The 26,478-nt window shown below is 41.1% G+C and carries 26 protein-coding genes and 1 riboswitch; of the genes, 16 read left to right on the top strand and 10 right to left on the bottom strand.

Annotated elements, in window-relative coordinates; all coding sequences use genetic code 11:
• Positions 1–182: 182 nt before the first annotated feature.
• Complete coding sequence (locus Q0081_RS09925) at positions 183–698, top strand: acyl-CoA thioesterase (protein WP_298352175.1); 516 nt, start codon at positions 183–185, stop codon at positions 696–698.
• A 68-nt stretch (positions 699–766) separates the two neighbouring features.
• On the opposite strand, the gene Q0081_RS09920 is transcribed toward Q0081_RS09925, so the two are convergent.
• Positions 767–1,057, bottom strand: coding sequence for an ATP-dependent Clp protease adaptor ClpS (locus Q0081_RS09920; protein WP_298352181.1), 291 nt, complete (start codon positions 1,055–1,057; stop codon positions 767–769).
• A 97-nt stretch (positions 1,058–1,154) separates the two neighbouring features.
• On the opposite strand from Q0081_RS09920, the gene Q0081_RS09915 reads away from it, so the two are divergent.
• The 5 genes from Q0081_RS09915 (at position 1,155) to Q0081_RS09895 (ending at position 6,863) form a co-directional block, all read left to right on the top strand.
• Positions 1,155–2,639 carry a sodium:solute symporter gene (locus Q0081_RS09915; protein WP_298352172.1) on the top strand — a complete coding sequence of 495 codons (1,485 nt, stop codon included), beginning with the start codon at positions 1,155–1,157 and terminating at the stop codon, positions 2,637–2,639.
• Positions 2,640–2,686: 47 nt separating this feature from the next.
• Positions 2,687–3,364, top strand: a complete 678-nt coding sequence (locus Q0081_RS09910; protein WP_298352170.1) for a hypothetical protein — start codon at positions 2,687–2,689, stop codon at positions 3,362–3,364.
• The gene (locus Q0081_RS09905; protein ID WP_298352167.1) at positions 3,364–5,148 is read left to right on the top strand and encodes a hypothetical protein; all 1,785 of its coding nucleotides are present in this window, start codon (positions 3,364–3,366) and stop codon (positions 5,146–5,148) included. The genes Q0081_RS09910 and Q0081_RS09905 overlap by 1 nt, the downstream gene beginning before the upstream one ends.
• Positions 5,149–5,185: 37 nt before the next feature.
• Complete coding sequence (locus Q0081_RS09900; RefSeq protein WP_298352164.1) at positions 5,186–5,914, top strand: carbon-nitrogen hydrolase family protein; 729 nt, start codon at positions 5,186–5,188, stop codon at positions 5,912–5,914.
• Positions 5,915–5,987: 73 nt separating this feature from the next.
• Positions 5,988–6,863, top strand: coding sequence for a cation diffusion facilitator family transporter (locus tag Q0081_RS09895; RefSeq protein ID WP_298352161.1), 876 nt, complete (start codon positions 5,988–5,990; stop codon positions 6,861–6,863).
• Between the two features lie 99 nt (positions 6,864–6,962).
• On the opposite strand, the gene Q0081_RS09890 is transcribed toward Q0081_RS09895, so the two are convergent.
• Positions 6,963–8,180, bottom strand: a complete 1,218-nt coding sequence (locus Q0081_RS09890) for a pyridoxal phosphate-dependent aminotransferase (RefSeq protein ID WP_298352158.1) — start codon at positions 8,178–8,180, stop codon at positions 6,963–6,965.
• Between the two features lie 108 nt (positions 8,181–8,288).
• Here Q0081_RS09890 and Q0081_RS09885 point away from each other — a divergent pair, with 108 nt between their 5' ends.
• Complete coding sequence (locus tag Q0081_RS09885; RefSeq protein WP_298352156.1) at positions 8,289–8,765, top strand: methylated-DNA--[protein]-cysteine S-methyltransferase; 477 nt, start codon at positions 8,289–8,291, stop codon at positions 8,763–8,765.
• Between the two features lie 61 nt (positions 8,766–8,826).
• On the opposite strand, the gene Q0081_RS09880 is transcribed toward Q0081_RS09885, so the two are convergent.
• From Q0081_RS09880 to Q0081_RS09865, 4 genes are all read right to left on the bottom strand, one after another.
• Positions 8,827–9,597 carry a molybdopterin-dependent oxidoreductase gene (locus Q0081_RS09880; protein WP_298352154.1) on the bottom strand — a complete coding sequence of 257 codons (771 nt, stop codon included), beginning with the start codon at positions 9,595–9,597 and terminating at the stop codon, positions 8,827–8,829.
• 50 nt (positions 9,598–9,647) lie between these two features.
• Positions 9,648–10,373, bottom strand: coding sequence for a cytochrome b/b6 domain-containing protein (locus Q0081_RS09875; RefSeq protein WP_310586487.1), 726 nt, complete (start codon positions 10,371–10,373; stop codon positions 9,648–9,650).
• A gap of 45 nt (positions 10,374–10,418) precedes the next feature.
• Positions 10,419–10,982, bottom strand: a complete 564-nt coding sequence (locus tag Q0081_RS09870) for a fasciclin domain-containing protein (RefSeq protein ID WP_298352152.1) — start codon at positions 10,980–10,982, stop codon at positions 10,419–10,421.
• A 416-nt stretch (positions 10,983–11,398) separates the two neighbouring features.
• Positions 11,399–11,719, bottom strand: coding sequence for a DUF721 domain-containing protein (locus Q0081_RS09865; protein WP_298352148.1), 321 nt, complete (start codon positions 11,717–11,719; stop codon positions 11,399–11,401).
• A gap of 151 nt (positions 11,720–11,870) precedes the next feature.
• A riboswitch (SAM riboswitch) is annotated at positions 11,871–11,981 on the top strand.
• A gap of 147 nt (positions 11,982–12,128) precedes the next feature.
• On the opposite strand from Q0081_RS09865, the gene Q0081_RS09860 reads away from it, so the two are divergent.
• From Q0081_RS09860 to Q0081_RS09835, 6 genes are all read left to right on the top strand, one after another.
• The gene (locus Q0081_RS09860) at positions 12,129–13,427 is read left to right on the top strand and encodes an O-acetylhomoserine aminocarboxypropyltransferase/cysteine synthase family protein (RefSeq protein WP_298352145.1); all 1,299 of its coding nucleotides are present in this window, start codon (positions 12,129–12,131) and stop codon (positions 13,425–13,427) included.
• Between the two features lie 81 nt (positions 13,428–13,508).
• Positions 13,509–14,537 carry a homoserine O-acetyltransferase gene (gene metX / locus Q0081_RS09855; RefSeq protein ID WP_298352143.1) on the top strand — a complete coding sequence of 343 codons (1,029 nt, stop codon included), beginning with the start codon at positions 13,509–13,511 and terminating at the stop codon, positions 14,535–14,537.
• Between the two features lie 68 nt (positions 14,538–14,605).
• Positions 14,606–15,694 (top strand): ATP/GTP-binding protein, encoded by a 1,089-nt coding sequence (locus Q0081_RS09850; RefSeq protein WP_298352141.1) that lies wholly within the window; start codon positions 14,606–14,608, stop codon positions 15,692–15,694.
• 3 nt (positions 15,695–15,697) lie between these two features.
• On the top strand, positions 15,698–16,429 hold the full coding sequence (locus Q0081_RS09845; RefSeq protein WP_298352139.1) for a DUF3226 domain-containing protein: 732 nt from the start codon (positions 15,698–15,700) through the stop codon (positions 16,427–16,429).
• A 9-nt stretch (positions 16,430–16,438) separates the two neighbouring features.
• Entirely contained in the window at positions 16,439–17,470 is a 1,032-nt protein-coding gene (locus Q0081_RS09840; protein ID WP_298352137.1) for an aminopeptidase, read from the top strand.
• Positions 17,471–17,551: 81 nt separating this feature from the next.
• Complete coding sequence (locus tag Q0081_RS09835; RefSeq protein WP_298352135.1) at positions 17,552–18,337, top strand: DUF3108 domain-containing protein; 786 nt, start codon at positions 17,552–17,554, stop codon at positions 18,335–18,337.
• A 160-nt stretch (positions 18,338–18,497) separates the two neighbouring features.
• Here the strand turns inward: Q0081_RS09835 and Q0081_RS09830 are convergent, their stop codons facing one another.
• From Q0081_RS09830 to Q0081_RS09820, 3 genes are all read right to left on the bottom strand, one after another.
• Positions 18,498–18,923 (bottom strand): hypothetical protein, encoded by a 426-nt coding sequence (locus Q0081_RS09830; protein ID WP_298352132.1) that lies wholly within the window; start codon positions 18,921–18,923, stop codon positions 18,498–18,500.
• Between the two features lie 64 nt (positions 18,924–18,987).
• Positions 18,988–20,607, bottom strand: a complete 1,620-nt coding sequence (gene dnaB / locus Q0081_RS09825) for a replicative DNA helicase (protein WP_298352128.1) — start codon at positions 20,605–20,607, stop codon at positions 18,988–18,990.
• Positions 20,608–20,713: 106 nt separating this feature from the next.
• On the bottom strand, positions 20,714–21,760 hold the full coding sequence (locus Q0081_RS09820) for a glycosyltransferase family 9 protein (RefSeq protein WP_298352125.1): 1,047 nt from the start codon (positions 21,758–21,760) through the stop codon (positions 20,714–20,716).
• Positions 21,761–21,892: 132 nt separating this feature from the next.
• On the opposite strand from Q0081_RS09820, the gene Q0081_RS09815 reads away from it, so the two are divergent.
• Positions 21,893–22,276: a DUF423 domain-containing protein gene (locus Q0081_RS09815; protein ID WP_298352123.1), complete on the top strand. Its 384-nt coding sequence runs from the start codon at positions 21,893–21,895 to the stop codon at positions 22,274–22,276.
• Between the two features lie 121 nt (positions 22,277–22,397).
• Here the strand turns inward: Q0081_RS09815 and Q0081_RS09810 are convergent, their stop codons facing one another.
• Positions 22,398–25,349: a DUF2723 domain-containing protein gene (locus tag Q0081_RS09810; RefSeq protein ID WP_298352121.1), complete on the bottom strand. Its 2,952-nt coding sequence runs from the start codon at positions 25,347–25,349 to the stop codon at positions 22,398–22,400.
• 314 nt (positions 25,350–25,663) lie between these two features.
• Between Q0081_RS09810 and Q0081_RS09805 the strand changes: the two genes are divergently transcribed.
• Positions 25,664–25,945: a hypothetical protein gene (locus tag Q0081_RS09805; RefSeq protein ID WP_298352118.1), complete on the top strand. Its 282-nt coding sequence runs from the start codon at positions 25,664–25,666 to the stop codon at positions 25,943–25,945.
• A gap of 12 nt (positions 25,946–25,957) precedes the next feature.
• The gene (locus tag Q0081_RS09800; RefSeq protein ID WP_298352114.1) at positions 25,958–26,446 is read left to right on the top strand and encodes a helix-turn-helix domain-containing protein; all 489 of its coding nucleotides are present in this window, start codon (positions 25,958–25,960) and stop codon (positions 26,444–26,446) included.
• The last annotated feature ends 32 nt before the right edge of the window (positions 26,447–26,478 follow it).

Below are 26,478 nucleotides of genomic sequence, written 5' to 3'. Positions count from 1 at the left end.
TGAGGTCAGTTCAGATTTTTCTGCTTCTGACAAACTCACCTTTTTTGCTATGCGTGCCATGAGAATAAAATGTTTTACTCTCAAAATTAATAACTAAAATTAAATTGCCAAAACAGTAGTATGATTATTAATTTCCTATTTCATACTTCTGAACTCCTATTTCCTATTTCAACATTCAAATCATGCCTCTTCCCAAAAAAGCAAGTGAGTCACACACCATCATGACCGAAATGGTTCTTCCTAATGACACCAACACCCTCAATAACCTCATGGGAGGTCGATTGTTACATTGGATGGATATTTGCGCCGCAATTTCAGCTCAAAAACACGCCCACCGTACAGTGGTGACGGCCTCGGTTGACAATGTATCGTTTGCAGAACCTATCAAATTAGGAAACATCGTCACTTTTGAAGCACAGGTTACAAGGGCTTTTACGTCGTCAATGGAGGTGCATATTAAAGTATATGCCCAAAATATTTCGGCAGGTGAAGAAGCAATTCATACCAATGCCGCATTTTATACTTTTGTAGCCGTAGATCAAAGCGGACGCCCCATTGAAGTAGCGCCAGCTATTATTGAAACCGAAGAAGAAAAACAGTTGTTTGACAGTGCATTGCGCCGTCGGCAGCTTCGTCTGGTGTTGGCAGGACGAATGAAGCCGTCAGAAGCTACAGAATTGAGAGCCTTATTTGGATAGCAGGTTTTTGAGAAAGACTTGGAAAGTTTACGATTTTGGCTGTCAAACTTTCCAAGTCCCGTGTAGTATTATTGAAGAATCTCCGCTGAAATTCCACGGCGGCAAATCGCTTGGCGCATGGGGACAAGGTCTTCCCAAGAACCGTTTTTGACACGACATTTACCTTTGTAGTGGATGATGATGGTGCATTGCTCGGCTTGTTCGGGTGAATGCTCACAAACTTCAATGAGGGTTTCGATCACCCAATCAAACGTATTCACTTCGTCATTGAAGACCACCAAACTGAATAAAGCAGTTTCAATTACTTTTTCTTCAACTTCCTCTAATACGTCAATTTCAGGCATTTCAAACAGTTGCATCGGCAAAGATTTGTATAGTTGATAAACAGATATAATAAATTTACGAAAAACCTTATAGGTTTGCAAAAGTAAAAAAGTTTTAACCTCATCACAACCCATGAGCCCATTTGTCGCCCTCACTATTTTAATCATTTATTTCGCTGTATTGATTGCCGTATCGTTTTACACCTCCAAAGGGGCCGATACCAATACGTTTTTTACGGCTAACAAACAGTCCCCCTGGTTTTTAGTAGCCTTTGCAATGATTGGAACCTCGCTTTCGGGGGTTACATTTATCTCTGTGCCGGGAGCCGTTGGAAAGATTCAATTCTCCTATTTCCAAGTTGTTTTGGGCTATATTTTGGGATATATCTTTATTGGAACCGTTTTGATGCCTTTGTATTATCGGCTTAATTTGGTTTCCATATATACGTATTTGGAACAACGATTTGGCTTTTGGGCTTACAAATCGGGTTCGGCCTTCTTTATGCTGTCACGTACGTTAGGTTCTGCAGTACGCCTCTACGTGGCTGCTCAGGTGCTTCAAATCGCTATGTATGATGGACTCGGAATTCCGTTTGAGGTATCGGTATTGATTACCATTGCTTTAATTTGGGTGTATACTTTCAAAGGGGGTGTAAAAACCATTATTGTCACCGACACTTTACAGACTACTTTTTTGGTAACGGCAGTAGCGTTGACCATTTACTTGGTCGCCAAAGAGTTAAATTATTCGTTTGGAGGCATGGTATCAGCCATTTCAGACAGTGAATATTCGCGTATTTTCTTTTTTGACGACCCAAAAGACAATAAGTATTTCTGGAAACAATTTCTGTCCGGTGCGTTTATCGCCATCACCATGACGGGGATGGATCAAGATTTAATGCAAAAAAACCTGACGTGTAAGAACATCGGTGAAGCGCAAAAAAATATGTTTTGGTTTACCATTACTCTTACGTTTGTCAACTTGATGTTTATGAGCTTAGGCGTTTTGTTGTACTTCTATGCTCAAACCAAAAATATTCCGCTCCCCGCCCGTACGGATGAATTGTACCCAATGTTGGCTCTTAACCATTTTGGTTTACACGAAGGAACCGCCGGCGTGGTAGTGGCTATCACCTTTTTGATTGGAATCACGGCCGCCACGTATGCCAGCTCCGACTCGGCCCTTACCGCCCTCACCACTTCATTCTGCATTGATTTTATGAACGTTGCCAACAAACCCGAAACCGAACGTGCTCGCATCAAACATTGGGTACACATTGGCTTCTCGTTGTTGTTTTACGTGGTTATTGTGATTTTTAACCAACTGAACAGCAAGGAGGTGATTACGACTATTTTCGACATTGCCGGCTACACTTATGGACCCTTATTGGGGCTGTTTGCCTTTGGGCTATACACCAAGCGTGTTGTAAACGACAGATATACGCCCTTTGTCTGCGTAGCTGCGCCTATTATTACGTATATTCTCAACCAAAACTCCGAAGCGTGGTTTGACGGTTATAAAATCGGTTTTGAACGACTGATGCTCAACGGTGCTATCGTGTTTTTGGGCTTATGGCTGATTTCTAAGCGGAAAGAGAGTCGCTTGGTGAATCAGTAAGAAGTTGAGAGAAAATTAAGCGATAAACCGTATATTGGAAGACTCAAATGAAGGAGAAATTAACAAAAGATGCCCTTATCAGAGAAGCGCAGTTTTTCTGTATTGAACAATCAAAATTTCAACATAAAGAGTTGTATGGTGTAACAGATGGAAAAGCGGTTGGAACCCTCATTGAACAAAAATTTCAGGCATACTTGAAAGATAGATATGAGCTTACTATTGGCTCTTCGGCAAAAGGAATAGACTTGCCTTCAGACGATATAATGACTGATATTAAAGTTACTTCGAATAAACAGCCCCAATCGTCTTGCCCATTTAAAGACGCAAAACAAAAAATCTTTGGACTGGGATATAACCTTTTAGTATTCGTTTATGATAAAATAGATGATTCAGAAAGCCAAACAGCTACCCCTAATTTTGTAAGTTGCTCTTTTGTCTCAAAGGAAAGAACTGCTGACTTTACGACAACAAGCATTTTAAATGAAATGAAAAAGGTCGGGGCGAATGAAGACGATGTGGTGTCATTTTTAGAAGGAATAAAACTGCCTGCGGATGAGATTACTCTAAAACAAATTGCACAAATTATATTAGTCTCAGAAATTTCAATAGGCTATTTGACTATTTCAAACGCACTTCAGTGGAGACTACAGTATTCTCGAATTAGAGATTTAAAAAATGACATTTCAGGTATTGACAAGATTATAAGTTATAATAAACCGGAGTGATGAAAATTTTTGAAGCCAATATTAACCGTCAAGTTTTAGATTTTTTCGATGAAAATTTAAAAGAAGATATATCTTTCGAAGAGTCAAATCAAAAAATTTATAAAGCATTTGGTATCATAGATTTTTTTGATACTAACGAAGAGTTAAAAACATTGAAAGATATTATTTCAATTGCATATAATAGTGTTGAAGAACCGGACAGGGCAGAGTATGGTGATTTTCAAACCAATCATGATTTAGCTAATAAAGTAATACTTCATTTGGCATCAAAGAATATTGCGCCTGAAATTATAGTTGAACCAACCTGTGGTAAAGGCAATTTTATTATTGCAGCATTACAAAATTTTAAGAAGGTAGAAAACATTTTTGGCGTTGAAATCTATAAGCCTTACGTTTGGGAAACTAAATTTAATATAATAGACTTTTTTCTTGCTAACCCAAATGTAAATAAGCCCGAAATTTCAATTGTTCATTGTAATGTCTTTGACTTCGATTTTAAACAGATAGCTAAACAATATTCTACAAAAAATATTTTATTAATCGGGAATCCACCTTGGGTAACCAATTCTAAATTGGGAAGCCTTGAATCAACAAACCTACCTAAAAAGACAAATTTTAAAAATCATAGCGGTTTAGACGCTATGACTGGGAAAGGAAATTTTGATATTGCTGAATTTATCACTTTATCAATGATCAAAACCTTTCAAAACATGAATGGATATTTATTGTTTTTGGTTAAAAATTCGGTAATTAAAAATATTATTTTTGATCAAAACAGGAACCAATATAAAATAGCTTCTATCGAAAAACAATGTATTGATAGTAAAAAAGAGTTTAATGTTTCGGTTGAGGCTGCATTGTTTTATTGTAAGTTAAATTCTAAACCTGCCTTTGACTGCAACGAATATGATTTTTATAACAATGAAAATTCATATTTAAAATTTGGTTGGGTGGCTGATAAATTTGTTTCAAATATTGACTCATATATTCACACAAAACAGATTGACGGTGATTGCCCTTTTATTTGGCGGCAAGGTTTAAAACATGACTGTTCTTCTGTTATGGAATTAGAGAAAGTGGGAGACAACAATTTACATGGGAATTATGTGAATGGTCTGAATGAGGAAGTAATATTAGAAGAAGGATTAGTTTATGGTATTCTTAAAAGTTCTGACCTTAAAAATACCGTAATTAATCAGACAAGAAAATTTACAATTGTTACTCAAATGAAAGTTGGACAGGAAACTACATATATAAAAACGGAATATCCGGAAACATATAAGTACTTGAAAGCACATCAAGCCAATTTTAATGCAAGAAAATCAAGTATTTATATTAATAAACCTATGTATTCAATATTCGGAATCGGTGACTATTCCTTCAAACCTTTTAAAGTTGCCATTTCAGGACTTTACAAAACTTTTCATTTTACACTTATTTTACCTCAAGATAACAAGCCTGTTATGTTGGATGATACTTGCTATTTAGTAGGGTTTGACAAAGTCGAGTTTGCTGTTTACTCATTAATACTTTTAAATTCTACTACAGCAATGAATTTTTTAAAATCAATTACTTTCTCAGATGCTAAAAGGACTTTTACAAAAGATGTATTAATGAGAATTGATCTTTTGGAATTAGCACAAAGTATTAATAGAGCAGGGTTACAGGCAGAACTTGATATATTGAACAAGAAATACAATCTCAATTTAACGTTGAATTTATGGAAGAGTTTTATCAAAGAAATGGAACCCGTAAACAATGGACAAATGGAGATTTTTGCATAGATTGATGTAAAATCTGTATTTCAAAATAGTCATCAAAATGAAAATTTGTGTAGCACAGACGAGACCTGTCAAAGGAGATATTCACCGGAATATTGCTCAACACAAAAAATTAATAGACTTGGCTGTTGTTAACAAAGCAGATACCATCGTTTTTCCTGAATTGTCCATCACCGGCTATGAACCCGAGTTAGCACAAGAATTGGCTACTCATTTGGAGGACAGTCGATTTGATGATTTTCAGGAAATCAGTGATGTTCATCAACTAACAATTGGTGTGGGAATGCCCATAAAAAATGACAATGGTATCAGCATTGGCATGATTCTTTGTCAACCAAACCAAGCACGACAATTGTATGCAAAAAAGTATTTACACGCTGATGAAGAGCCTTTTTTTATCAGCGGGCAAAGCACTGTGAGCTTCATTGGCAATAAAAACAACATTGCTTTGGCTATTTGTTATGAATTGTCAGTGCCTGAACATTCGGCAAATGCTTATAAAAGCGGTGCAGAAATCTATCTTACAAGTGTGGCCAAAACTGCCGAAGGAGTTGAAAAAGCTGCCAAAAGTTTATCCGACCTTGCTAAAAATTATTCAATGACGGTGCTTATGTCCAATTGCATAGGACACTGTGATAATTTCGTAAGTGCAGGAAAAACGGCTATTTGGGATAACCAAGGAACATTAGTAGGGCAATTGGACGATAAACAGGAAGGAATCTTGATGTTTGATACAAACACAGAGGATGTCATTGCAATAACAATCTAAAATGAGCTATATTCGCTCAATGTGATACCATTTCCTCTCCTTCACATCGTTTGAAAAACTTTAGTAAGCAATCATGCCCCAAACTCACCAACAAATAGCTATAAAGACGGCTTATTTCAGTATTGCTGGCAACGCAGCTTTAGCAATCATTAAAGGGCTTGCCGGGGTTTTCGGAAACTCCTATGCACTCATTGCCGATGCGATTGAATCAACGACCGATATATTTTCCTCTTTTTTAGTGCTATTCGGGCTGAAATATGCCAGCCGTCCCGCAGACAAAAACCACCCTTACGGACACGGGCGGGCAGAGCCGCTGATTACTTTTTTGGTGGTTGGGTTTTTGATTACGTCAGCTACGATTATCGCTTACGAAAGTATCATTAACATTGGCACACCCCACGAATTGCCAAAATCCTGGACACTTATTGTGCTGGGAGCTATTATTATTTGGAAGGAAATTTCCTTTAGGATCGTTGCCAAGAAAGGGAAAGAGACCAACAGCTCTTCCCTAAAAGCGGATGCGTGGCATCATAGAAGTGACGCTATTACGTCCGTAGCCGCCTTTATTGGAATCTCCATTGCGTTGTATTTTGGCAAAGGCTACGAGACGGCCGATGATTGGGCTGCTTTGTTTGCTTCGGGGTTGATTCTTTTCAACAGCTATCTCATTTTTCGGCCAGCTTTGGGAGAAATCATGGACGAACATCTGTACGATGACCTGATTGACGAAATTCGGAAAGTGGCGCTGACGGTTGAGGGAGTGGAAGATACCGAAAAATGCTTTATCCGAAAAGCAGGGATGCAATACCATGTAGAACTCCATGCGACAGTTGATGCTAACATCAGCGTGAAACAGGGGCACGAAATTGCCCATAAACTGAAAGATACTTTACGGCAGGATATTCCGGAATTGGGACACGTATTGATTCATATTGAACCCGATAACTGAGAAAAGATACTAAATCAAAACTCCCGAAAATGAAGCCAAGTGCTTACTTTCGGGAGTTTTGATTTATACTTTAACAGGCAATAACCTGTTGTTTGTCAATTATTTCAACGTAGCAACGGCTTCTTTGATGCGACGACACGCTTCGATGAGGTTTTCGTCAGAAGCGGCGGTGGAGATACGCATACAGTTGGGAGCACCAAATCCTGAACCTGCTACCGTGGCTACAAAAGCCACGTTGAGCAACCATAAACAGAAATCATCCGAGTCGTTGATTTGTGTTTTTCCGTCGGTTTTACCAAAATAGTAACTAATATCGGGGAAAGCATAAAATGCTCCCTGCGGCATATTCACTTTGAAACCGGGGATTTCTTTCAACAAACCTACCACCAATTTCCGACGACGGTCATACGCTTCGCACATTTCTTTGGCGGCGTCTTTTGGTCCCGTAATGGCGGCCAAGGCAGCGCGTTGCGAGATAGAACCTGTTCCTGAAGTTACTTGCCCCTGTAGTTTCTCCACTCCGTCGGCAATCCACTTGGCAGCGCCAATGTAGCCAATCCGCCAGCCGGTCATGGCGTAGCCTTTTGCCACTCCGTTGACGGTGATAACGCGGTCGTGAATTTCGGGAATGGAACCGATGCTGAAGTGTCCTTGGGGCGTAAAATTGATGTATTCGTAAATTTCATCGGCCAAGACAAACACCTGCTCGTGTTTTTCAATTACTTTTCCCAACGCCCGAAGTTCTGCTTCGCTGTATACAGAGCCGGTTGGATTGTTGGGGGAAGCAAACATCACAATGCGAGTACGTTCGGTGATAGCTTCTTCCAATTGTTCGGCAGTTACTTTGAAATCATTGTCAAAACTACCTTCTGAAACAACGGATTTTCCTTCGGCCAATTTGACCATTTCGGAATAGCTTACCCAGTAAGGCGACAAAATAACTACTTCTTCGCCCGGATTGACCAATACCTGAATAACGTTGGCCAAGGAGTGTTTCGCTCCCGTTGAAACTACGATATTCTCAGCTTTCCAATGTATATTATTCTCGTTCTTAAACTTATCGGCAATCGCTTTACGCAAATCAGCATAACCTGCCACGGGTGAATAACCATGATATCCTTCATCAATGGCTTGCTTGGCAGCTTCGCAAATGTGCTTAGGTGTCTTGAAGTCGGGCTCACCGACACTCAAGCTAATAACTTTATGACCTTGTGCGGCCAATTCACGCGCTTTTTTGGTCATCCCCAGAGTAGAGGATTCTTCCAGAGCGTTAATGCGGTCGGCCAATAAACCGGCCGTTTCGATAACAGCAGACATGAGTTAATTTTGTTTGATTAACTAATAAAATTTCAATTATTAGGCCACAAAATTACAATTCAATGCAAGAGTTTCCTATTTTTATTTAAATTTTATCAAATCAACCCCATGTCTGTTGCGTATTTGCAAACACCCCTCGGTACCGCTTACATAGAAGGAGATGCCGATGGTCTTCAAATTGTCAGTATTACCAATGATAGTATTCCTTCCGATTTTGTTTCGATTCCCGATGATTTAGCGATTGGTGTCCAACAATTGGCTGATTATTTTGCGGGGAAACGAACCGTTTTTGATTTGAAACTCAATCCGAAGGGAACCGAGTTTCAAAAGCGGGTTTGGGAAGAACTGTTGAATGTGCCTTTTGGTCGTACGATGTCCTATTTAGAACTTTCCCGTCGTATAGGCGACGAAAAAGCCATTCGCGCCGTAGCAGCCGCCAATGGGAAAAACCCGATTTGGCTCATTGTACCCTGTCACCGTATCATTGGCTCAGACGGAAGTTTAACGGGATATGCAGGTGGGCTTTGGCGAAAAAAATGGTTGATTGAATTTGAAAAAGGAGGATTGCAGGGGAATTTGTTTTAATAAACCCCCACTAAAACGGTCCGCCGCCGCGGCTCCCCCTGTGAGGGGAGACTTTACTTACTTAATGACCTATGTAGTAATCATAGCCTCGTTCGGCCCAATAATCGGAAGGTTTTTCGTTGTCGAAATAAATACTCCCGATTCGCTTGAGGCTTTTGACTCCGTATTTTATAGGAATGATGAGTCGTAAGGGAGCGTCGTGCTCGGCAATGAGCGGCTTTCCGTTCATTTCGTAGGCCAAAATGGTTTGCGGATGCAGAGCGCTCTCCCTATCTATGCCCACGTAATACTCTTGGTCGGGGGTACACATACCGACATACTGCATTTGGGCTTCTTTGTTCAAACCGAAATGGTTGCAGAAATCGACAAAACGTACTCCTCCCCACCAACTTATCTGACTCCAACCTTCAATGCACTTAAAATTGTAAATGATTTCGGTTTTGGGCAGCTTTTTGAGTTCTACGAGCGTAATAGACTGCGACTTGTTGTCCGCTTTTTGTAAATCCAGAGTCCATTGAGTGGGTTCAAAGGAAGCCTCCTCTAATCCAACGGCTCCGTTTACCCGTACCTTTTTGGCGGCTTCGCTTTTTGGGTATTCTTTTATCAACTTCAGGTTATTGAAAGTGCTTCGAAAGAGTTTTTCGTTGGTTTCCAGTCCTTTGCGCAACGGCGTAGGAATCCCTCCTAAAATACCGCCGTCCAATGGTTGTGTGCTGAGCCCACGCCAACCAGCTATGCCCGCACCGGAAAGCACAAAGAGATTTACAAAAGCCAGCCAACTGCGGCGGGTATATTTTGAAACTTCCTTTTCTTCAATTTTGATTTCTTTCATGGGTCATGGAATTTAATGTTCAGCCGTTGTTTATGTCCGACAAACAACGCCTAAATGTCAGTTACTTCTTTCTCTTTAACAATTTCAAAACCTGCTACCATCGACCTGAAATTATTCCAACCTGCCCGAATGACTTGAATTAAATGCACAAAGAAGAACAACACATAGCCAATTGTCAGGATGAAATGCACCGCGCGGGCTACTTCATACCCTCCGCAAAGGGCAGTAAGCCAGCCTAATTGTACGGGTTTGTAGATGGCGAAGCCCGTCAGTACACTTCCGAAACCCATCACGATAATCGCGCTGTAAGATACGCGTTGGGCGGCATTGTATTTGCTTTGCGGTGGGAGTTGTTTGCGCACTCCCAAATCATGTAATACCACTTGCCAACTTTCCCGTAATGCTCCTTTTTGTGGAATCAAGTCGCGCCATTCACCCGAAATCAGCGTATAGCACGCGTATAGAAAACCGTTGAGCATAAAAGCCCACATAAATACAAAGTGATAGGCCATGCCCTCACCTAATCGGTACGGAATGTTGAACCACTTGTAAACCACTTCAGGAAAAAATTTGAATAAAACGAAGTTTCCGATTTGAAGTGCATACACGTCGTTTGCCCAATAAATCAGTGTGCCGCTCCAAATCATAATAGTTAAAATCGGAAAGTTGAGCCAGTGCATCCAACGAGTGGCAAGCGGATGCTTAAAGACAATTTTGGACGACATAGCGGTTGATAGAAAAGGATTAAAAAAATAGCGGCTGATGAAGTTATCCACCAGCCGCCACTTGTTTTGTTTCTGAGGCTGTTACCATTTGGGGGTTTATCCCGCCATTCCTGGCATCAAAACGGTGTCCACTACGTGAATCACACCGTTGCTTTGATACACATTTTTGATGGTTACAGTTGACATGCCGCCTTTTTCGTCGGTCAGTATCAATTTGTTACCTTTCATCATCGCTTTGAGAGTGCCACCTGATACTGTTTTCAGCGTAGCGGTACCGCCACCGGCTTTAATAGCTTCTGCAATTGCTTTTGAATCCATTTTACCGGCTACTACGTGGTAGGTCAAAATGGTGGTCAATGTTTTTTTGTTTTCGGGTTTTACTAAAGTTTCAACCGTTCCGGCAGGTAATTTACCGAAGGCTTCGTTGGTAGGGGCAAAAACGGTAAATGGTCCAGCCCCTTGTAACGTTTCTACTAAACCTGCTGCTTTTACGGCTGCTACCAAAGTTGTGTGGTCTTTAGAATTAACGGCATTTTCGATGATGTTTTTAGAAGGATACATCGGAGCGCCACCAACTTCTACCGTTTTTTCCATTTTGTCCTGAGCGAAAGAAGCGTTAATAATAAACGCAGAGACGAATAACATTGCTAATTTTTTCATGATTGTTTGTAATTTGTTTTGATTGTTATGTTGAACTTTGAATTACAAACAGACTTACGGGAGTAACACTTCAAATAGATTTAAAAGGGTACTATTTTTTCTGAAATATATTTTAAAATTTTTGTAACCTATTGAATATTAGGAGTTTGTTTAAATAAAAATTCTCCCTTGTTTAATTTGAAGCTGCCTGAAAAGTAAATTCAGGCTTCAGGCTTTACTGAAAGATGTGCAAAAAAGAGTGTGCCGAGCGCTTATTTCAAATACGCTTAGAGGGCAAGCCGATGCTAAAACGAAAGTGTTGACAGCGCATACTTCGGTATTGGAATTTACCAAAAAGTGTAATCTGAAATTTGAAGAAAACCCAATAAACTTGGGCTAAAGTAAAGGAGGTTAGGAATAGTCAGAAAAGGAGGTACTTAAATAAATACCATGTCCGTAATCAACTCATAGCCAAATTCTTTGTTGAGCGATTCAATAAGTTTGCGTTTAGCGATTACCAATTCATTAGTCAGGGGAGCAGAGTTTAACTGCAAAAACAGTACTTTGTCTTTAACATAAATGGTATTGGTGCGGGAGGCAATCTCGTGCCCTACTAATTTTTCCCAATACGCTTTCACCGAAGATTCGTCAAATTGCGGACGCAGGCGGTAGGTGTCCAGCATCTTACCAATGGCATCACCAATCGTAATAGCGCCCGGACGCCTGGACGCGTTTTCTTTCTTGAACCGATAAATCATACAGAGGGTAAAGATTTGAGTACAAATTTACAAGGAAGACTCGTTGGTTTCACTTAAGCCGGTTAGTTTTTTAGCAAATAATTTTGGATTTCGCTACCTGTGCCGTAATATTGTCCCATCAAGTCAGTTGCTTCACATTCGCACAGCGATTGATTTATACAGAAGAGGGGAGAGAATAGGCTCCATGAACCTCTGGCAACCTGTTTCCAAACAGAAGAAATAAGGTGCTAATTCCTACCTGAGCAATTGGGGCATATAAATCGAAACACTCATGTTAAGATTCCCGGAAAAAAGAATGCGCCTTGGGCGTATCAATTTGTGTTCAAATAGTTTGAATTCGACGGAAATGTTTCCGTTGAGAAATGCCATGTATTTTATACTATTTTCTAACCAATAATCATTACACTCCATGTCAGATTTACGTTTTGAAACTTTACAACAACATGCCGGACAGGTAATTGATCCCACCACCAATGCTCGTGCTGTACCCATTTATCAAACAACAGCCTATGCTTTCAACAGTTCTGAACACGGAGCTAATCTGTTTGCACTCAAAGAGTTTGGTAACATCTATACCCGTATTATGAACCCAACCAACGATGTGTTTGAGAAACGCATTGCAGCCTTGGAAGGCGGGGTAGCTGCACTGGCAGTGGCATCGGGACATGCAGCGCAGTTTTTGGCCATCAACAACATCACAACCGTAGGTGATAACTTCGTGACAACTTCTTTTTTGTACGGAGGTTCTTACAACCAGTTTAAAAATTCCTTCAAAAACATTGGCGTAGATGCTCGTTTTGCTGATGGCGACAACGTAGAAAGTTTTGAAAAACTCATTGATGACAAAACCAAAGCCATTTATTTAGAAACCATCGGTAACCCGGGATTCAATGTGCCTGATTTTGATGCTTTTGCGCAGTTAGCCGCTAAGTATGATTTACCCATCATTGTTGATAACACTTTTGGCGCAGGCGGGGCTATCTGTCAGCCTATCAAGTGGGGTGCACACATCGTGGTTGAATCGGCTACTAAATGGATTGGCGGACACGGGACTACCATGGGCGGTGTCATTGTGGATGCCGGAACTTTCAATTGGGGAAATGGCAAATATCCGCAGTTTACGTCTCCTTCGCCAAGTTACCACGGTTTGGTTCTGAATGATGTGTTTGGAATTGGCGGACCTTTCGGCAACATTCAGTTCATCATTCGCACGCGGGTGGAAGGGTTGCGTGATTGGGGTCCGGCCCAAAGTCCTTTCAATTCATTCCTGTTGTTGCAGGGCTTAGAAACGCTTTCTCTTCGCGTTGAGCGTACCTGCGAGAATGCCTTGGCGCTTGCTCAGTGGCTGGAATCACATCCTGCCGTTGATTATGTAAACTATCCGGGCTTGGCGAGCAGCAAATACCACGAGTTGGCCAAGAAATACCTGACACGCGGTTTTGGCGGGGTATTTTCATTCAAGTTGAAAGCAGGCAAAGAGGCTGCTGATAATTTTGTCAATTCACTTCAAATGATCAGTCATTTGGCCAATGTGGGAGATTCCAAAACGCTTATCATTCACCCCGCAAGTACCACTCACTCACAACTTTCGGCGGAAGAACAGGCTACGGCAGGTGTAGAGGCCGGGTTGTTGCGTATCTCAGCAGGAATTGAACACATTGATGACATCAAGGCTGACCTTGAACAGGCATTTGCGGCAATTGCTTAAAAAATACACTGTAAAACTCCCGCAGATGAGCAACCGGCGAAGTCTGCGGGAGAATAAGTCAACTAAACCAAATTTGAAATTTTGGCTTTACATACGTTTAAATATCCTTATACTTTTCCATTGGAGTTAGGCGGCGAATTGTCGGGCTTTCAATTGGCTTATACTACCCACGGCACCTTGAATGCAGAGGGTAGCAATGTTTTGTGGATTTGTCACGCTCTGACAGGCAGTTCTGACCCGACAGATTGGTGGGATGGCCTGGTAGGCAATGGTTTACACTACGATCCCAAAGATTGGTTTATCATTTGTGCCAATGTATTAGGCTCACATTATGGCTCTACCAATGCCTTGAGTATCAATTCAAAAACGGGAAAACCGTACTATCGTACTTTTCCGGATATTACCATTCGTGATACTATTTATGCTTTTGAATTGCTACGGGAAGAACTGGGGATAAACCGTATTCATACCCTCGTAGGAGGCTCTTTGGGAGGGCAACAGGCCGTAGAATGGGCGATAATTAATCCTGATTTGATTGAAAATCTGGTCTTGGTTGCAACTAATGCCGTACATTCTCCGTGGGGAATTGCCTTCAACGAATCCCAACGTTTGGCCATCAAAGCCGACCCAACTTGGTCAGAAGAGCGTCCCGATGCAGGTATGGAGGGAATGAAAGTGGCCCGCTCTATAGCGCTTCTTTCGTATCGCAACTACGATACCTACGATTTTACCCAAGCCCGTGACAGCAATGAGCAGACGGATAATTTTAGGGCGGCTACTTACCAGAAATACCAGGGTGATAAATTAGCGAATCGTTTTAATGCTTTTTCCTATTGGTCGCTTTCTCGCATGATGGACTTACATAATGTAGGGCGTAATCGTCCCAGTATCATTCATGCGCTTGCACAGGTAAAAGCGCATACGCTCGTCGTAGGAATCAGCTCTGACATTTTGTTTCAGCCAAGTGAGCAAAAATTCTTAACCAAACATATTCCTGATGCTGAATACCAGGAGATTGACTCTCTGTATGGTCACGACGGATTTTTGATTGAGTACAAGCAATTAAAACAGATTTTGACTTCGTGGTACGGGAAGAGAGTGGCAGTGTAATCAATCATTAGTCATAAAAAATACAATGAAGCCTATACTTCTCTATATTTGCTTTAAAACAAAAAGATATGATTAGAGGTATAGATATTGAAAATTTTAGGTGTTTTCATAAAACACACATCGAAGGGTTTTCGCAAATAAATTTAATTGGAGGACAAAATAATGCTGGAAAAACAGCTCTATTAGAAGCTATATTCCTTGCTAATTCTCCTCATTCCCAGTCAATTATATTTTTGCAGCAAAAGTTGAGAGGCGAGTATGGGGATGCTTTACTTCCCGAAAGGACATGGAATAGCCTTTTTTACAATTACCAAAAAGAGGTAGAAATAAGAATCACAGCTACTGCCGATGGAAGTACATTTGGTGGTAGATTTGTTTGTAAAGACACCTACAAAAAGCCAAGAATTGATTTAGAAATAGCACCACAAGATATTATTAAAATTGAAGATAATAGCTCGGTAGGAGAAATTATCCAATCATCTTTAATATCATATAGAATATCTCCTAAAAAAATAAATCCTGAGCCTGCTATGAGAATTAATGCGCGTAAAGGAGAGAAAAAGTTTGGAGTTGATGGAGGATTACCCGCTCCCATCTTTTATACCCATTTTGTTCCTGCTGGATTTAAACAATTAGCTGAAAAATTGGCGGAAAACTTTGAGCGTTTGTTATATCAAGGACGCGACAAAGTAGTATTAGAAGCGCTACAGCTCATTGACAAAAAAATTGAGAAAATTGATATAGTGGGTAAAAAGCTACATTTAAAAAGGAATGGAGAAATCCCCATGCCCATTGGCATGTTTGGGGATGCCTTAAATAAAGTAGTGGATATTGTCATCAGAATCGCTAATAATCCAAATTGTGTGCTATTAATTGATGAAATTGAAAATGGCATTCACTATACCCATCAACACGATTTATGGCAAAAACTGTTTATTTTAGCCAAAGAATTTAGAGTCCAAATTTTTGCTGTTTCGCATAGCCTTGAAATGATTAAAGCATTTAACGATACTTCTCTAAAAGAGCGCATAGGAAATGATATTTCTTATTTTGAAATGTTTAGAAGTCAAAGAAGCAATGAAATAGTAGCTAACTCTTTATCTGAAGACGCCCTTGCTTATGCAATTGCTAATAAACAATCATTTCGGGGAGAATAAGCCATGATTCAGAATCTCATTATTGTAGAAAGCCCAAACGATGCGGCATTTATTAAACTAATTCTTGATTCTCTTACTATTACAAATACAGAGACAGTCCCCATTAATCCCACTGAAATAGACCATTTACATAACTTTGTTGGAACTGACGGCGAGGAAAAACGAGGTAAAGATGCTCTTCCGGAAAAAATAGAAATGCTGAAAAGAGAACTGTTGACTCGTTATGCCCAGTTACAACACATTTCTGTTATAGTTGATATAGATACCCCCAAAAGCCCAAACGGAGGTAAAGACAAAAGTTTACAGCTCATTAACAACTCTTTTGAAAGGGCTTTTTCTGTTTCCCCAAATTTGATGGAAGTAGCTACTCACGCTACAATTTCGACATCAATCTCAGGCGAAAATGTAACAATTGATGTCTCTTGCTTTCTTATACAGGATGAAACAGGTTCAGGTAACTTGGATATACTTCTCAAAAAAATAGCAATAAAATATTGTGTAGAATGTGACTGTTTAGAAGTAATGAATCGCTGTGTTGTTGAAAAAACGGATAAAACAATGCTTGATTTTACTAAACAGTGGGTTAATTATTATTTACGAAGTAATGCCTCAAAGAAGCAACTAAAAAATGCAGAAAAGCGCCCGCATGAAGTAATTACGGAGCAAGGGAAAGATATTTTTGATCTAAATCACTCACTTTTAGGCGAGTTAAAAAGTTACCTTCAAGCTATATAGATTAACACCATGTTCAAAAAAATCCTTTTTGCTTTCTTAGTCGTTATGGTAATTCTTGGTATTTATTACCGCGAATTGGTCAGCTACGGCTATATGCAGGCAAAAGGACAACTCCATATTTTGTTTAATACCCGCCCTGTTTCGGAAGTTTTACAAGACCCTGCGTTGCCTGATTCACTCAAGCAACGGTTGCGACTCATTGGGGAAATAAAACAGTTTGCCGTCGATTCGCTCGGGCTGGATTCTTCGGGTAGTTACACTGAATTTTTTGATCAAAAAGGCAAACCGATTTTATGGGTAATTACGGCTTCTGAAAAATACAAATTAGTGCCGAAGGAATGGCGTTTTCCCGTCATTGGGACCTTTGCCTACAAAGGTTTTTTTGATAGTACGCGTGCGCAGAGCGAAGAACAGGCGCTTATCGCAGAAGGAAATGATACGCAAATCAACGAAGTTTCGGCTTGGAGTACGTTAGGCTTTTTCAAAGACCCGGTTTTATCGTCTATGTTGTATCGTGGGGAAGGGAGTTTGGCTAATCTCATCATTCACGAAATGACGCATGGAACGTTGTTTGTAAAAGACAATCTCGAACTCAACGAAAACTTAGCCAATTTTGTAGGCGACTACGGTGCCGTTCAATTTTTAACGGCTAAATACGGTAAAAACTCTCCGCAGCTCGAAAAATACGAGTTTCGAAAGCAATACAATGATGCGATCAGTCAGCACATCGTTCGTGGTGCAAAACAACTGGATAGTTTGTATAAAAGCCTGTCTGTCAATCTAACTACAGCGCAAAAGGACACCTTCAAATCAAGAGCAATTCGGAAAATTGTGATGAATTCTGATACGCTTTTGGGAGGGCTCGTCGGTAAAAAATACGCTTGGCGTAGCAAGAAACTCCCCAACAATGCGTTCTTTATTGGATATCTCACGTATCATTCCAAACAAAATCAGTTTAAGGAAGACTTTGAAAACAAGTTTAAAGGTGATTTTCAGCGTTATCTTTCGTATTTAAAAAGGAACTATCCAACCTCGTTTTAGGCAATGATTTGAACTTCTATCTTCTTTTTCTCGTAATTATGGGTGAGACAATAAAATCAGAGAATCTATACTGCCTTTGGTATGCTTTTACGTGTTGTATTGATTATATTGATTAGTACTATTACCGCTTTCCACACCAAAGATTCGTACCGCCGTGTGGCGCAAACAAGTTTTGGAGCGGGAGAGCATTTGGAATATCGCGTACATTACGGAATCTTCAACGCGGCCAATGCAGTGGTGGATGTCAGTCCGCAGATTCAATACATTAATGGTCGACCCTGCTATAAAATTAATATAGTCGGCACTACGCTCGGAGCATTCAGTTGGTTTGCAAAAGTGCGTGATGAATGGCAGTCGTGGACGGATACGTCGGCCATTGTATCTCATAAATTCTATCGAAATATTCAGGAAAATAACTATCGCAAAGTAGAAACCACGCTTTTTAATCACGATACGGATGATGCGGTAGTAACGGACGAAAACGGTACGAAAAAGTTTGAAGTTCCCAATCACATCCAAGATGCCATCAGTGGATATTTTTATTTAAGGACGTTAGATTTTACAAAACTCGCGCCCAATGAAGTGGTAGATGTACCGACCTTTTTTGAAAATTCGGTCTATAAATTGAAGGTAAAATACAAGGGAAAAGATACGGTGAAAACTAAATTCGGGCGAATTAAATCGCTCAAAATCATTCCTATTCTTCCTAATAATGAGTTGTTTAAGGGCGAAAACTCAATCCGTATTTGGGTTTCCGACGACGCCAACAAGGTTCCCATCAAAGTCGAGGTGGACTTGTGGGTCGGTTCGTTGGTCATGGAAGTCAGTTCCTACGGCGGGGCTCGAAACAACTTCAAGTGGTATTGATGGCGCGGAAATAATGTCGAGTTTAGAATTCAGAGTGTCGAGCTTTTTAGAGGGAATTTCAAAGTAATTTTCTCCATACCACCAAAACTGTTCTTCTTCTCCTTTTTGATTCCAGTCACGAAACGATTCGTTGAAGGATTTCAGGTTAATGCACATCGTATTATAGTCTATTTTGCTGTAACAATTTCCAAAAGACAACCATTCCTTGGCTCAGTAATTTTCCGGGAAGTAAGAGAATTTGAAGGAAAATTAAACTGCGATTGAAGTTGTCAGAAATACGAAAAGGATGATTGATTAATCCTCCCAGCCAGCCCACGTTTTCATAATTTGGTTTGACTGCAATCCAAAAGGAAGCGAACAGATAAAGGCTGATTACAATGAAAAACGGACTTCTCCCTTGCCAATTTTGTAGAGTAATTCCTTCGAAAACTACTTTGTAATAAATAAAAATCGTAGTCAGCGTTGCAACTCCTCCCCAGACCCATCCCCAAAAGTTGTACGGCGGTTTAGGTACATCCGTTTCTTTTTCGATTGAACCCATTGGCTTCGGGTTCATTGATTCCCCAATCCACTCAAATAGTCCCATACTCATCTAAGTTAAAAACGAATTTTAACAAAAGTAGCAGAGTGAATTTATAACTAACGGAATTTTAGAAAGGAGGTTCTTCCGAAGGGTTAGGCGGTGGAAAATTCATGCCGCCGAGGTCATTGGCTTTACTGCGGAATGTACCGCCTGCTGCCGGTGGCTGTGCATCAAAAGAAGCTGCCAGGGAAGCTTTGGACTCTCCGCCAAACGACGAATTACTGCCTCCACCGGACGGATTGGAAGAATAGTAACCGTCCAAGTCAGTAAACTTAGTGTATTTACCTATAAAGCGCAATTGAATGGTATCGAGCGAACCACTACGGTTTTTAGCCATAATTACCTCACCGATTCCCTGAACGGAATTTCCTGCTTCATCCTGAGTAAAGCCATAGTATTCTGGACGATACAAAAACGCTACCATGTCAGCATCCTGCTCAATTGACCCAGATTCACGTAAGTCAGACAATTGCGGGCGTTTATCGCCGCCACGAGTTTCTACCGCCCGACTCAACTGTGACAGAGCGATAACGGGTACGTTCAGTTCTTTAGCTAAATTTTTGAGCGCTCGCGAGATAGAGGCAATCTCCTGTTCGCGGTTTCCGCCCCCTTTTCCCCCGTCTCCCTGCATCAACTGCAAGTAGTCAATAACGACCATCTGAATATCGTGCTGTTGCTTGAGACGGCGGCATTTGGCGCGAAGTTCAAGAATCGAAAGCGCCGGTGTATCGTCAATAAAAATAGGAGCGCGCATCAGACGGTCAATGCGTTGGTGCAATTGAGTCCACTCGTGCGGGGCAAGCGTTCCTTTTTTCAGTTTTTCACTGTCAATTTCCGCTTCTGCCGAAATCATACGATTTACGAGCTGAATGGCCGACATCTCCAAGGAGAAGATAGCGACGGGGATATTAAAATCTACCGCAGCATTGCGCAAAGAAGAAACCACAAACGCAGTTTTTCCCATCGCGGGCCGGGCGGCCAGAATAATTAATTCAGTAGGTTGCCAGCCAGAAGTAAGGCGGTCTAATTGCGTAAAGCCGGAAGGAACACCTGTCAGACCGTCTTTCTGTTCGCGACGGCGTTCCAATTCCCGAAGTGCCTCTGTCATGAGCGTACTCATGTCGGCGTAATTCTTGCGGATGTTTGATTCCGAAATTTTGAACAACGATTGTTCTACTGCATCCAACAACGTAAATACGTCGGTTGTATCTTCAAACGCATCCTGCAAAATTTTGGAAGCCACCGTAATCATTTCCCGTTTCATAGCCGATTGAGCTACGACACGGGCGTGGTATTCGATGTTGGCCGCTGAATTTATCTTGGTGGTAAGTGCCGTTATGTATTGTGCGCCCCCAACGATTTCCAATTCTCCTAACTGACGTAATTGAGTAGTAACCGTCAATAAATCAATTGGTTCTGAATTGGTAAAAAGGGTGATAATGGCATTGTAAATCCGTTGGTGCGACTCTTTGTAGAAGCTGTCGGCCTTCAAAATGTCAATGACAGAGTTGAGGGCATCTTTCTCTATCATTAACGCACCTAATACAGCCTCTTCCAACTCAATTGACTGAGGTGGTAACTTCCCCATACCTGCACCTGATTCCAACCAACGGTTGCTGTTAGTAGCCCGTGGGTTGTTGGCTGTGGTGCTTTTTCGGAGAAAATTATGAGGCTTATCGTTATCCATGGTATAAAATCAACTACAATGATAACCCAAATTTTGCGATTCTAAACAAGGTTTGAGTAACAAAAATTTAACATTGTGCTTAACTCACTGATTGCCAAATATCCTGTTAAACAGAAACTTCATTGGTTGTTTTGGCAAGTATTGGTTCAATCCAGTCCTTTACCCATTCGTATTCTAACTCGGAACAGGTCTTTCCGGTTTTTGAAATAAGTCGGGCATTTTTTGTATTTTGATAATCCCCTGAGTAGGGCATATACGTGTCAAAAGTATTGAGTTTTCCAAACAGCAGGATGCCGTAAGTCCCTACGGCATTCGCCAAATGAGCAGGGCCGCTGTCAATTCCTATGAAATACTCAGCGCGACGAATGATTTCGGCCGTTTGGAGAATGGAATACTGTCCGCAAAGATTGAAATAGTTAGGATGTTTGACACTGTTATTACTTTTCAAACCAATTTCTGCTACACTATACCCCTTCTTTTCAATTAGCCACAGAATCAAATTTTCCCAATTAGGCACCGACCAATCTTTGGCCGGGTAATTGGAGCTACAATGCACTACAACTAATTTTTTGGGAAGGTCTAATGCTTCAATTTTGAGACGGTCAGAGTCGGAAATAAATAGGCGAGGAGTGTCATCTTTTAGGGGTAAATCGGCACATAATTGAAAAATAGTAAGTAAGTTACCTTTGTTGAAATAATTGAATACGGTAACATCTTTTCGCGCGGCTACAGCATTAAAATGTACATGACCGCTAATGGGATCCTGATTACTTTGCCAAAATTCTATATTGTAAATTTTGTCGAAAACTCCTGACTGGCAGACCAAAAGACGTCGTAAAACGGAAGTTTGAGACCATGCTTCATCAATTGCGGGATGTCGTTCTACCAATTCGCGAAATACAGGACGAACTACCCAAACAATATAGTCATTTGGATGCAACTCACGTACCTGACGGGCAATGGGTTCCGCAGCAACAATATCACCAAAATGCTCAGTACGGATAATAGCGATAAGTTTCTTCCGACCCAAGAACGAGATTTTCAGGGCTCCAAAGCGTAAAATAGTGCCTGCTGCTGCTATGTATTGCCTTGTGATATAGGAATACTTACGGTAGCGATGCTGCCAAAGAGCAAGGAAAGCGGAAAAGCTCATCAGTTTGTTGTAAGAGTAATGCCTGTTTTAAATGCAAAATTAGGTTAAAAACGGATTTTTAAATAAAGTAGTCTATTTTTGAATCAAATATTCAGTAATAATAAAAGTACAAAACACATAGATACAAAAACCATGACGAATAAATTTTTTCTACAGGCAGGGGCTATATTAGGCGCACTGGGAGTTGTAGTAGGAGCTTTTGGAGCTCATGCTTTTAAACCAATGCTCGAAGCTTCGGGACGGATGGATACGTTTGAAACCGCCGTTAAATACCAGTTTTATCATGCACTGGGATTAGTATTGATAAGTATTTTATTGCAAAATGCTTCAGTACTTTCTGCTAAGTGGTACAATTGGGCGGGATATGGGATGCTCGCGGGAGTGATTATTTTCTCGGGGGCTCTTTACACCATTTGTTTCACAGGGATTAAAGTATTTGGGGCCGTCGCACCAATTGGCGGCACATTGATGATTGTAGGCTGGGCGTTGCTGTTTTGGGGTGCGAGTAAATCGTAAGCAGTTTACGGTTTACAGTTAAAATTCTAATTGACAACAAGTTGTAAGAAAAAGTCCATAGCTCACAGTTTTCGTATTAACCGTGGACTATGGACTTTTTAACTTTGGATTCAGAGATGTTCTATCCTCCCAACGCTGTCATGTATTGTTGCAACAATCCTTCGTATTTTTTGGCAGCGGCTTCCTGTTTCCCTTCGCGACATGCATTGGCGAGAGTTTGCAGTATATACAATTGGATATTGCTGTCTTGATTGGAGTGATTCTGAACGTTGTATTTCAGCATTGATTCAGCACGACTACCCATCACATTGGCTATGTCAAGAGCTTTTTTTGTTTCTCCCAATGTGAATAAATAGCTGATGTAATTGGCAGAAATCTGATCGTACGGAATCGTTTTGTCAGGCATTTTGGTCAAAATGAAATTAAGCGCCGCTTTTGCCTTGTCCGTTTTTCCTTCACGAATCAACTGATCTACCAAACGCATGAAAGCAATGCGGGCAGAGAAAGCTGGAGAGCCCTTAAACGTACCATCGTAGTAGGTATTGGCATTGTCTAATTCGCGCCAAAACGTTTTCTTCGTAAGGTTGTCAGACATGATGTCGGTATTGACATAACCGTCTGAAGCACCCGGAACGCGTACAGGCAGCAAGCGATAAGCATAGCCTTCCAACTGCATGAATTCTTTCAAATTCAGATAGTTTTCGTTGGTTAAAGTACCTGAGAAATAGATGGGGCGTTTCCAGTCGTTGGTGGCGATGATGTCCAACATGATTAAGTCAGACTTGTACAAATCACGTTTACCCATTGTCCATTGCATGGTATCTTTTACAAACGATGCCAATTCAGGCTTTAGGATATTCATTTTCTTCACCTGCTCAGGGTTAATTCCCAATACCAACACTGAAGAAGGCAGAATGCTGGTCATTTCACCACTGGTAAGCGGCACCTGAATCGCGGCATTGTTTTGTTTTACCAACGCCATGTATTCTTTGAGGTTGATACCGTTTTTAACGGCAGGCATTTCATAGAAAGGAACAATGTCGTTTTTGCCGGCGGCAAAGTTTTCATAATCCAACGAAATCGGCAACGGCTCAGATTCGTAGGTTTTGCGTTTCATTTGACCAATGTACCAGTCTGTTCCCAACAAACTTAGGTTACACACCCGCACGTCAGTACGGAAGCCTTCTACCTCCTGTACATACCACAGAGGGAATGTGTCATTGTCACCTCCCGTAAATAAAATTGCGTTTGGAGCGCAGGAGTTAAGTAAGTTTTTGGCAAAATCTACCGAGTGATAACGGTGACTGCGGTCGTGATTATCCCAGCCTTTTGCGCCCATTAAAAGCGGAGCGGATAGACCAAGGACAGTAGCTATACTTGCCCGGGCCGAAGCGGATGGAACAACTTTGGTTAAGAAATCATAAATGAATATGACTCCCAAGCCAATCCAAATCGCAAAAATATAGAATGACCCTACATAGATATAATCACGTTCGCGAGGCTCGACCGGTGGAGAATTGAGATAAACCACTAAGGCGATTCCCATCATCATAAACAACAGTCCTGTCACCAATAAATCCTGACGACGACGGAACGCTTGGGCTACAATACCCAGTAAACCTAACAAAAACGGAATCATGTAGAAGTTATCACGAGCACGGTTGTTAGCCAGTACATCGGGCAATCCCGCACTCGTATCCCACGGACGCAGTCCGCCGGCGCCTTCTTCGTCGCTTTCACGACCTACGAAGTTCCATAAGAAATAACGCCAATACATGTGCCCTAACTGATGCGAGAAGAAAAATGATAGGTTGTCGCCCATGCTTGGTTTTTGACCTTCGGCCAGTCCCAACTTATCGCGGTACAACTGCGGGTGATTCATTTGATTGCTGTGTACACGAGGAAACAACATTTGCTGGTTTTTCTCATACACGTACTCAGGACGATAATCAGCTACGATATAGCGACCGTTGGATTTGCGGTAAATAGGCTCACCGCGTTCTGAGTTAACGGGGCGGGCAGTAAATACCGGACCAAACATCAGCGGACGGCTTCCATATTGCTCTCGTTTGAGATAAGACACATAACTGATTACATCGCTTGGGTCGTTTTCGTTGATGGGAGGATTGAAATTGGAACGAACCAACACCAGAAAATAGGAAGAATAGCCAATCAATACGAAAGCGAAAGCCAAAAGAGCAACGTTCCATATTTCTTTTTCTTTTTTGGCAGTATACTGAATTCCCCAAATCAACGTACCGACAAACAAAACCAAAAAGAACACAATTCCCATGGAAAAAGGCATTCCGAGGGTATTGACAAAGAAAATTTCAAATTTCCCTGCTGTCGAAGGAAGCCATACGATGACCCCGGAGTTGATAATCATCAAAACGACCAAGCCACCTGCAAATGCCATGATACCGCCCCAAAGGGTGGGCTTGTGTTTTTTGAAGTAGTAAACCAAAGCTAAAGCAGGAAGGGTAACTAAGTTCAATAAGTGAACGCCAATGGATAAACCAATCAAATAAAAGGTGAAAATCAACCAGCGATTCGCGGCTGCATCGTCTTCGATGCGTTCCCATTTTAATACCGCCCAAATAACGATGGCAGTAAAAAAGGAGGAAAGACCGTACACCTCGGCTTCCACAGCCGAAAACCAAAATGAATCTGAATAGGTATACGCTAAAGCTCCTACTAAACCTGCACCAATGACGGCAATGGTAGCCCCCAAATCAAGGTCTTCATCTTTTGAACCGACAATTTTACGCGCTAACAAGGTGATACTCCAAAAAAGGAATAAAATGGTAAATGCACTGGACAGTACCGATACCATATTGACCCAGTAAGCCACCTGAGTGACGTCGCCCATGGCAAGCATCGAAAATAAACGACCAATGAGTAAGAATAGAGGAGCACCGGGTGGGTGAGGTACCTGAAGTTTGTAAGAACAGGCGATAAACTCGCCGCAGTCCCAAAAACTGGCTGTTCGCTCTACGGTAAGTACGTAAGTGACCAGTGCTACTGCAAATACGAGCCAGCCGGTAAGGGTGTTGATTCGATTGAATTTAGACATGAATGAGGTTGAGAAATGTGAAAAGTCTTGAGTTCTTAGTGAAAGTACCGAGCATTTCGATACGTACTAATCACTTCCAATTACGAAAGCCGTGCCAAAATTAGTAAATTCGATAGAAAGCCGACGAAAGAGGCCTCTTAAAAGTTGTTAAAAGAGAAATTAAAAAGGGAAATATCTTTTCCAAGGCTTTTTCAAACCCTCTTTCCCTTCTTTCAACTTATTTTTTCCTGTGTTCACCAAAAAAGGTATTGAGAATAGGAGAGGCCAATTCAAATTTGTACGGTACTTAGATTCAACCGTCAACCGATACAGCCATGAAAAACTACATTTTATTGTTGGTAAGCACTTTGTTATTGAGCTCTTGTGGTGCATTTCTACAACGCAGAGGGTTGAAAAACTTTAGACCCATTAGTAACACCGCTAATGCATCACTCAATAAATACCAGTATGATTTTTACTATTTGACCGCCTTGTGTGAGCAAACTTTTCCGAATATTGACAGTGTTTTTAACAAAAACGAAAGAGAGGAGCTCAAAGCCGAGATTTATCAGAAGTTAGGAGAGAGTAATCCAAACGATTTGGCATTCTTATACTAAATAAGAATTAATGTGTCGTATATTTGCAAAATGGGCTATGTATCAAAGATAAAAGAAGATGTTGAAATTCTTTTGGAGTCGGAAAAAAAGTGCAGCCTGGCACTGTTGCGTGACCGAGTGCGCTTCATCCGACTCTTAAAGAGTGGCGAGTTTAGAACACAATCCGCTGCCGGTAAAGCTATTGGCCTCTCAGAACGTCAAGCCCAACGGCTTTGGCGTCTTTATCAACAGAAAGGACTGGAAGGTTTGCTAAAAAAACCGGCTTGGGGCTATTGGGGCAAACTTAGTAGTGTGCAAATTTCACATTTACGGCAATTTTTATTAGATGACCAAGCTCAAACGCTGGCTGATATTCAAGCATACCTATTGAGAAATTTAGGTGTTGAATATACAATCGGCGGTATTAGTGATTTGTGTAATCGCCTAAAAATCAACGGGGCCGCCCGTGCGGCTAAAAACGGGCCGTCCTGTCAATGTCCGCCAACAGCCTGGGGCAGTTGAGGCTTTTAAAAAACTTTAGTGAATTAAGACTT

The sequence above is a fragment of the Runella sp. genome, from assembly GCF_027484545.1.
Lineage (GTDB): Bacteria > Bacteroidota > Bacteroidia > Cytophagales > Spirosomataceae > Runella.
This window is presented reverse-complemented; position numbering and strand designations above follow the sequence as displayed.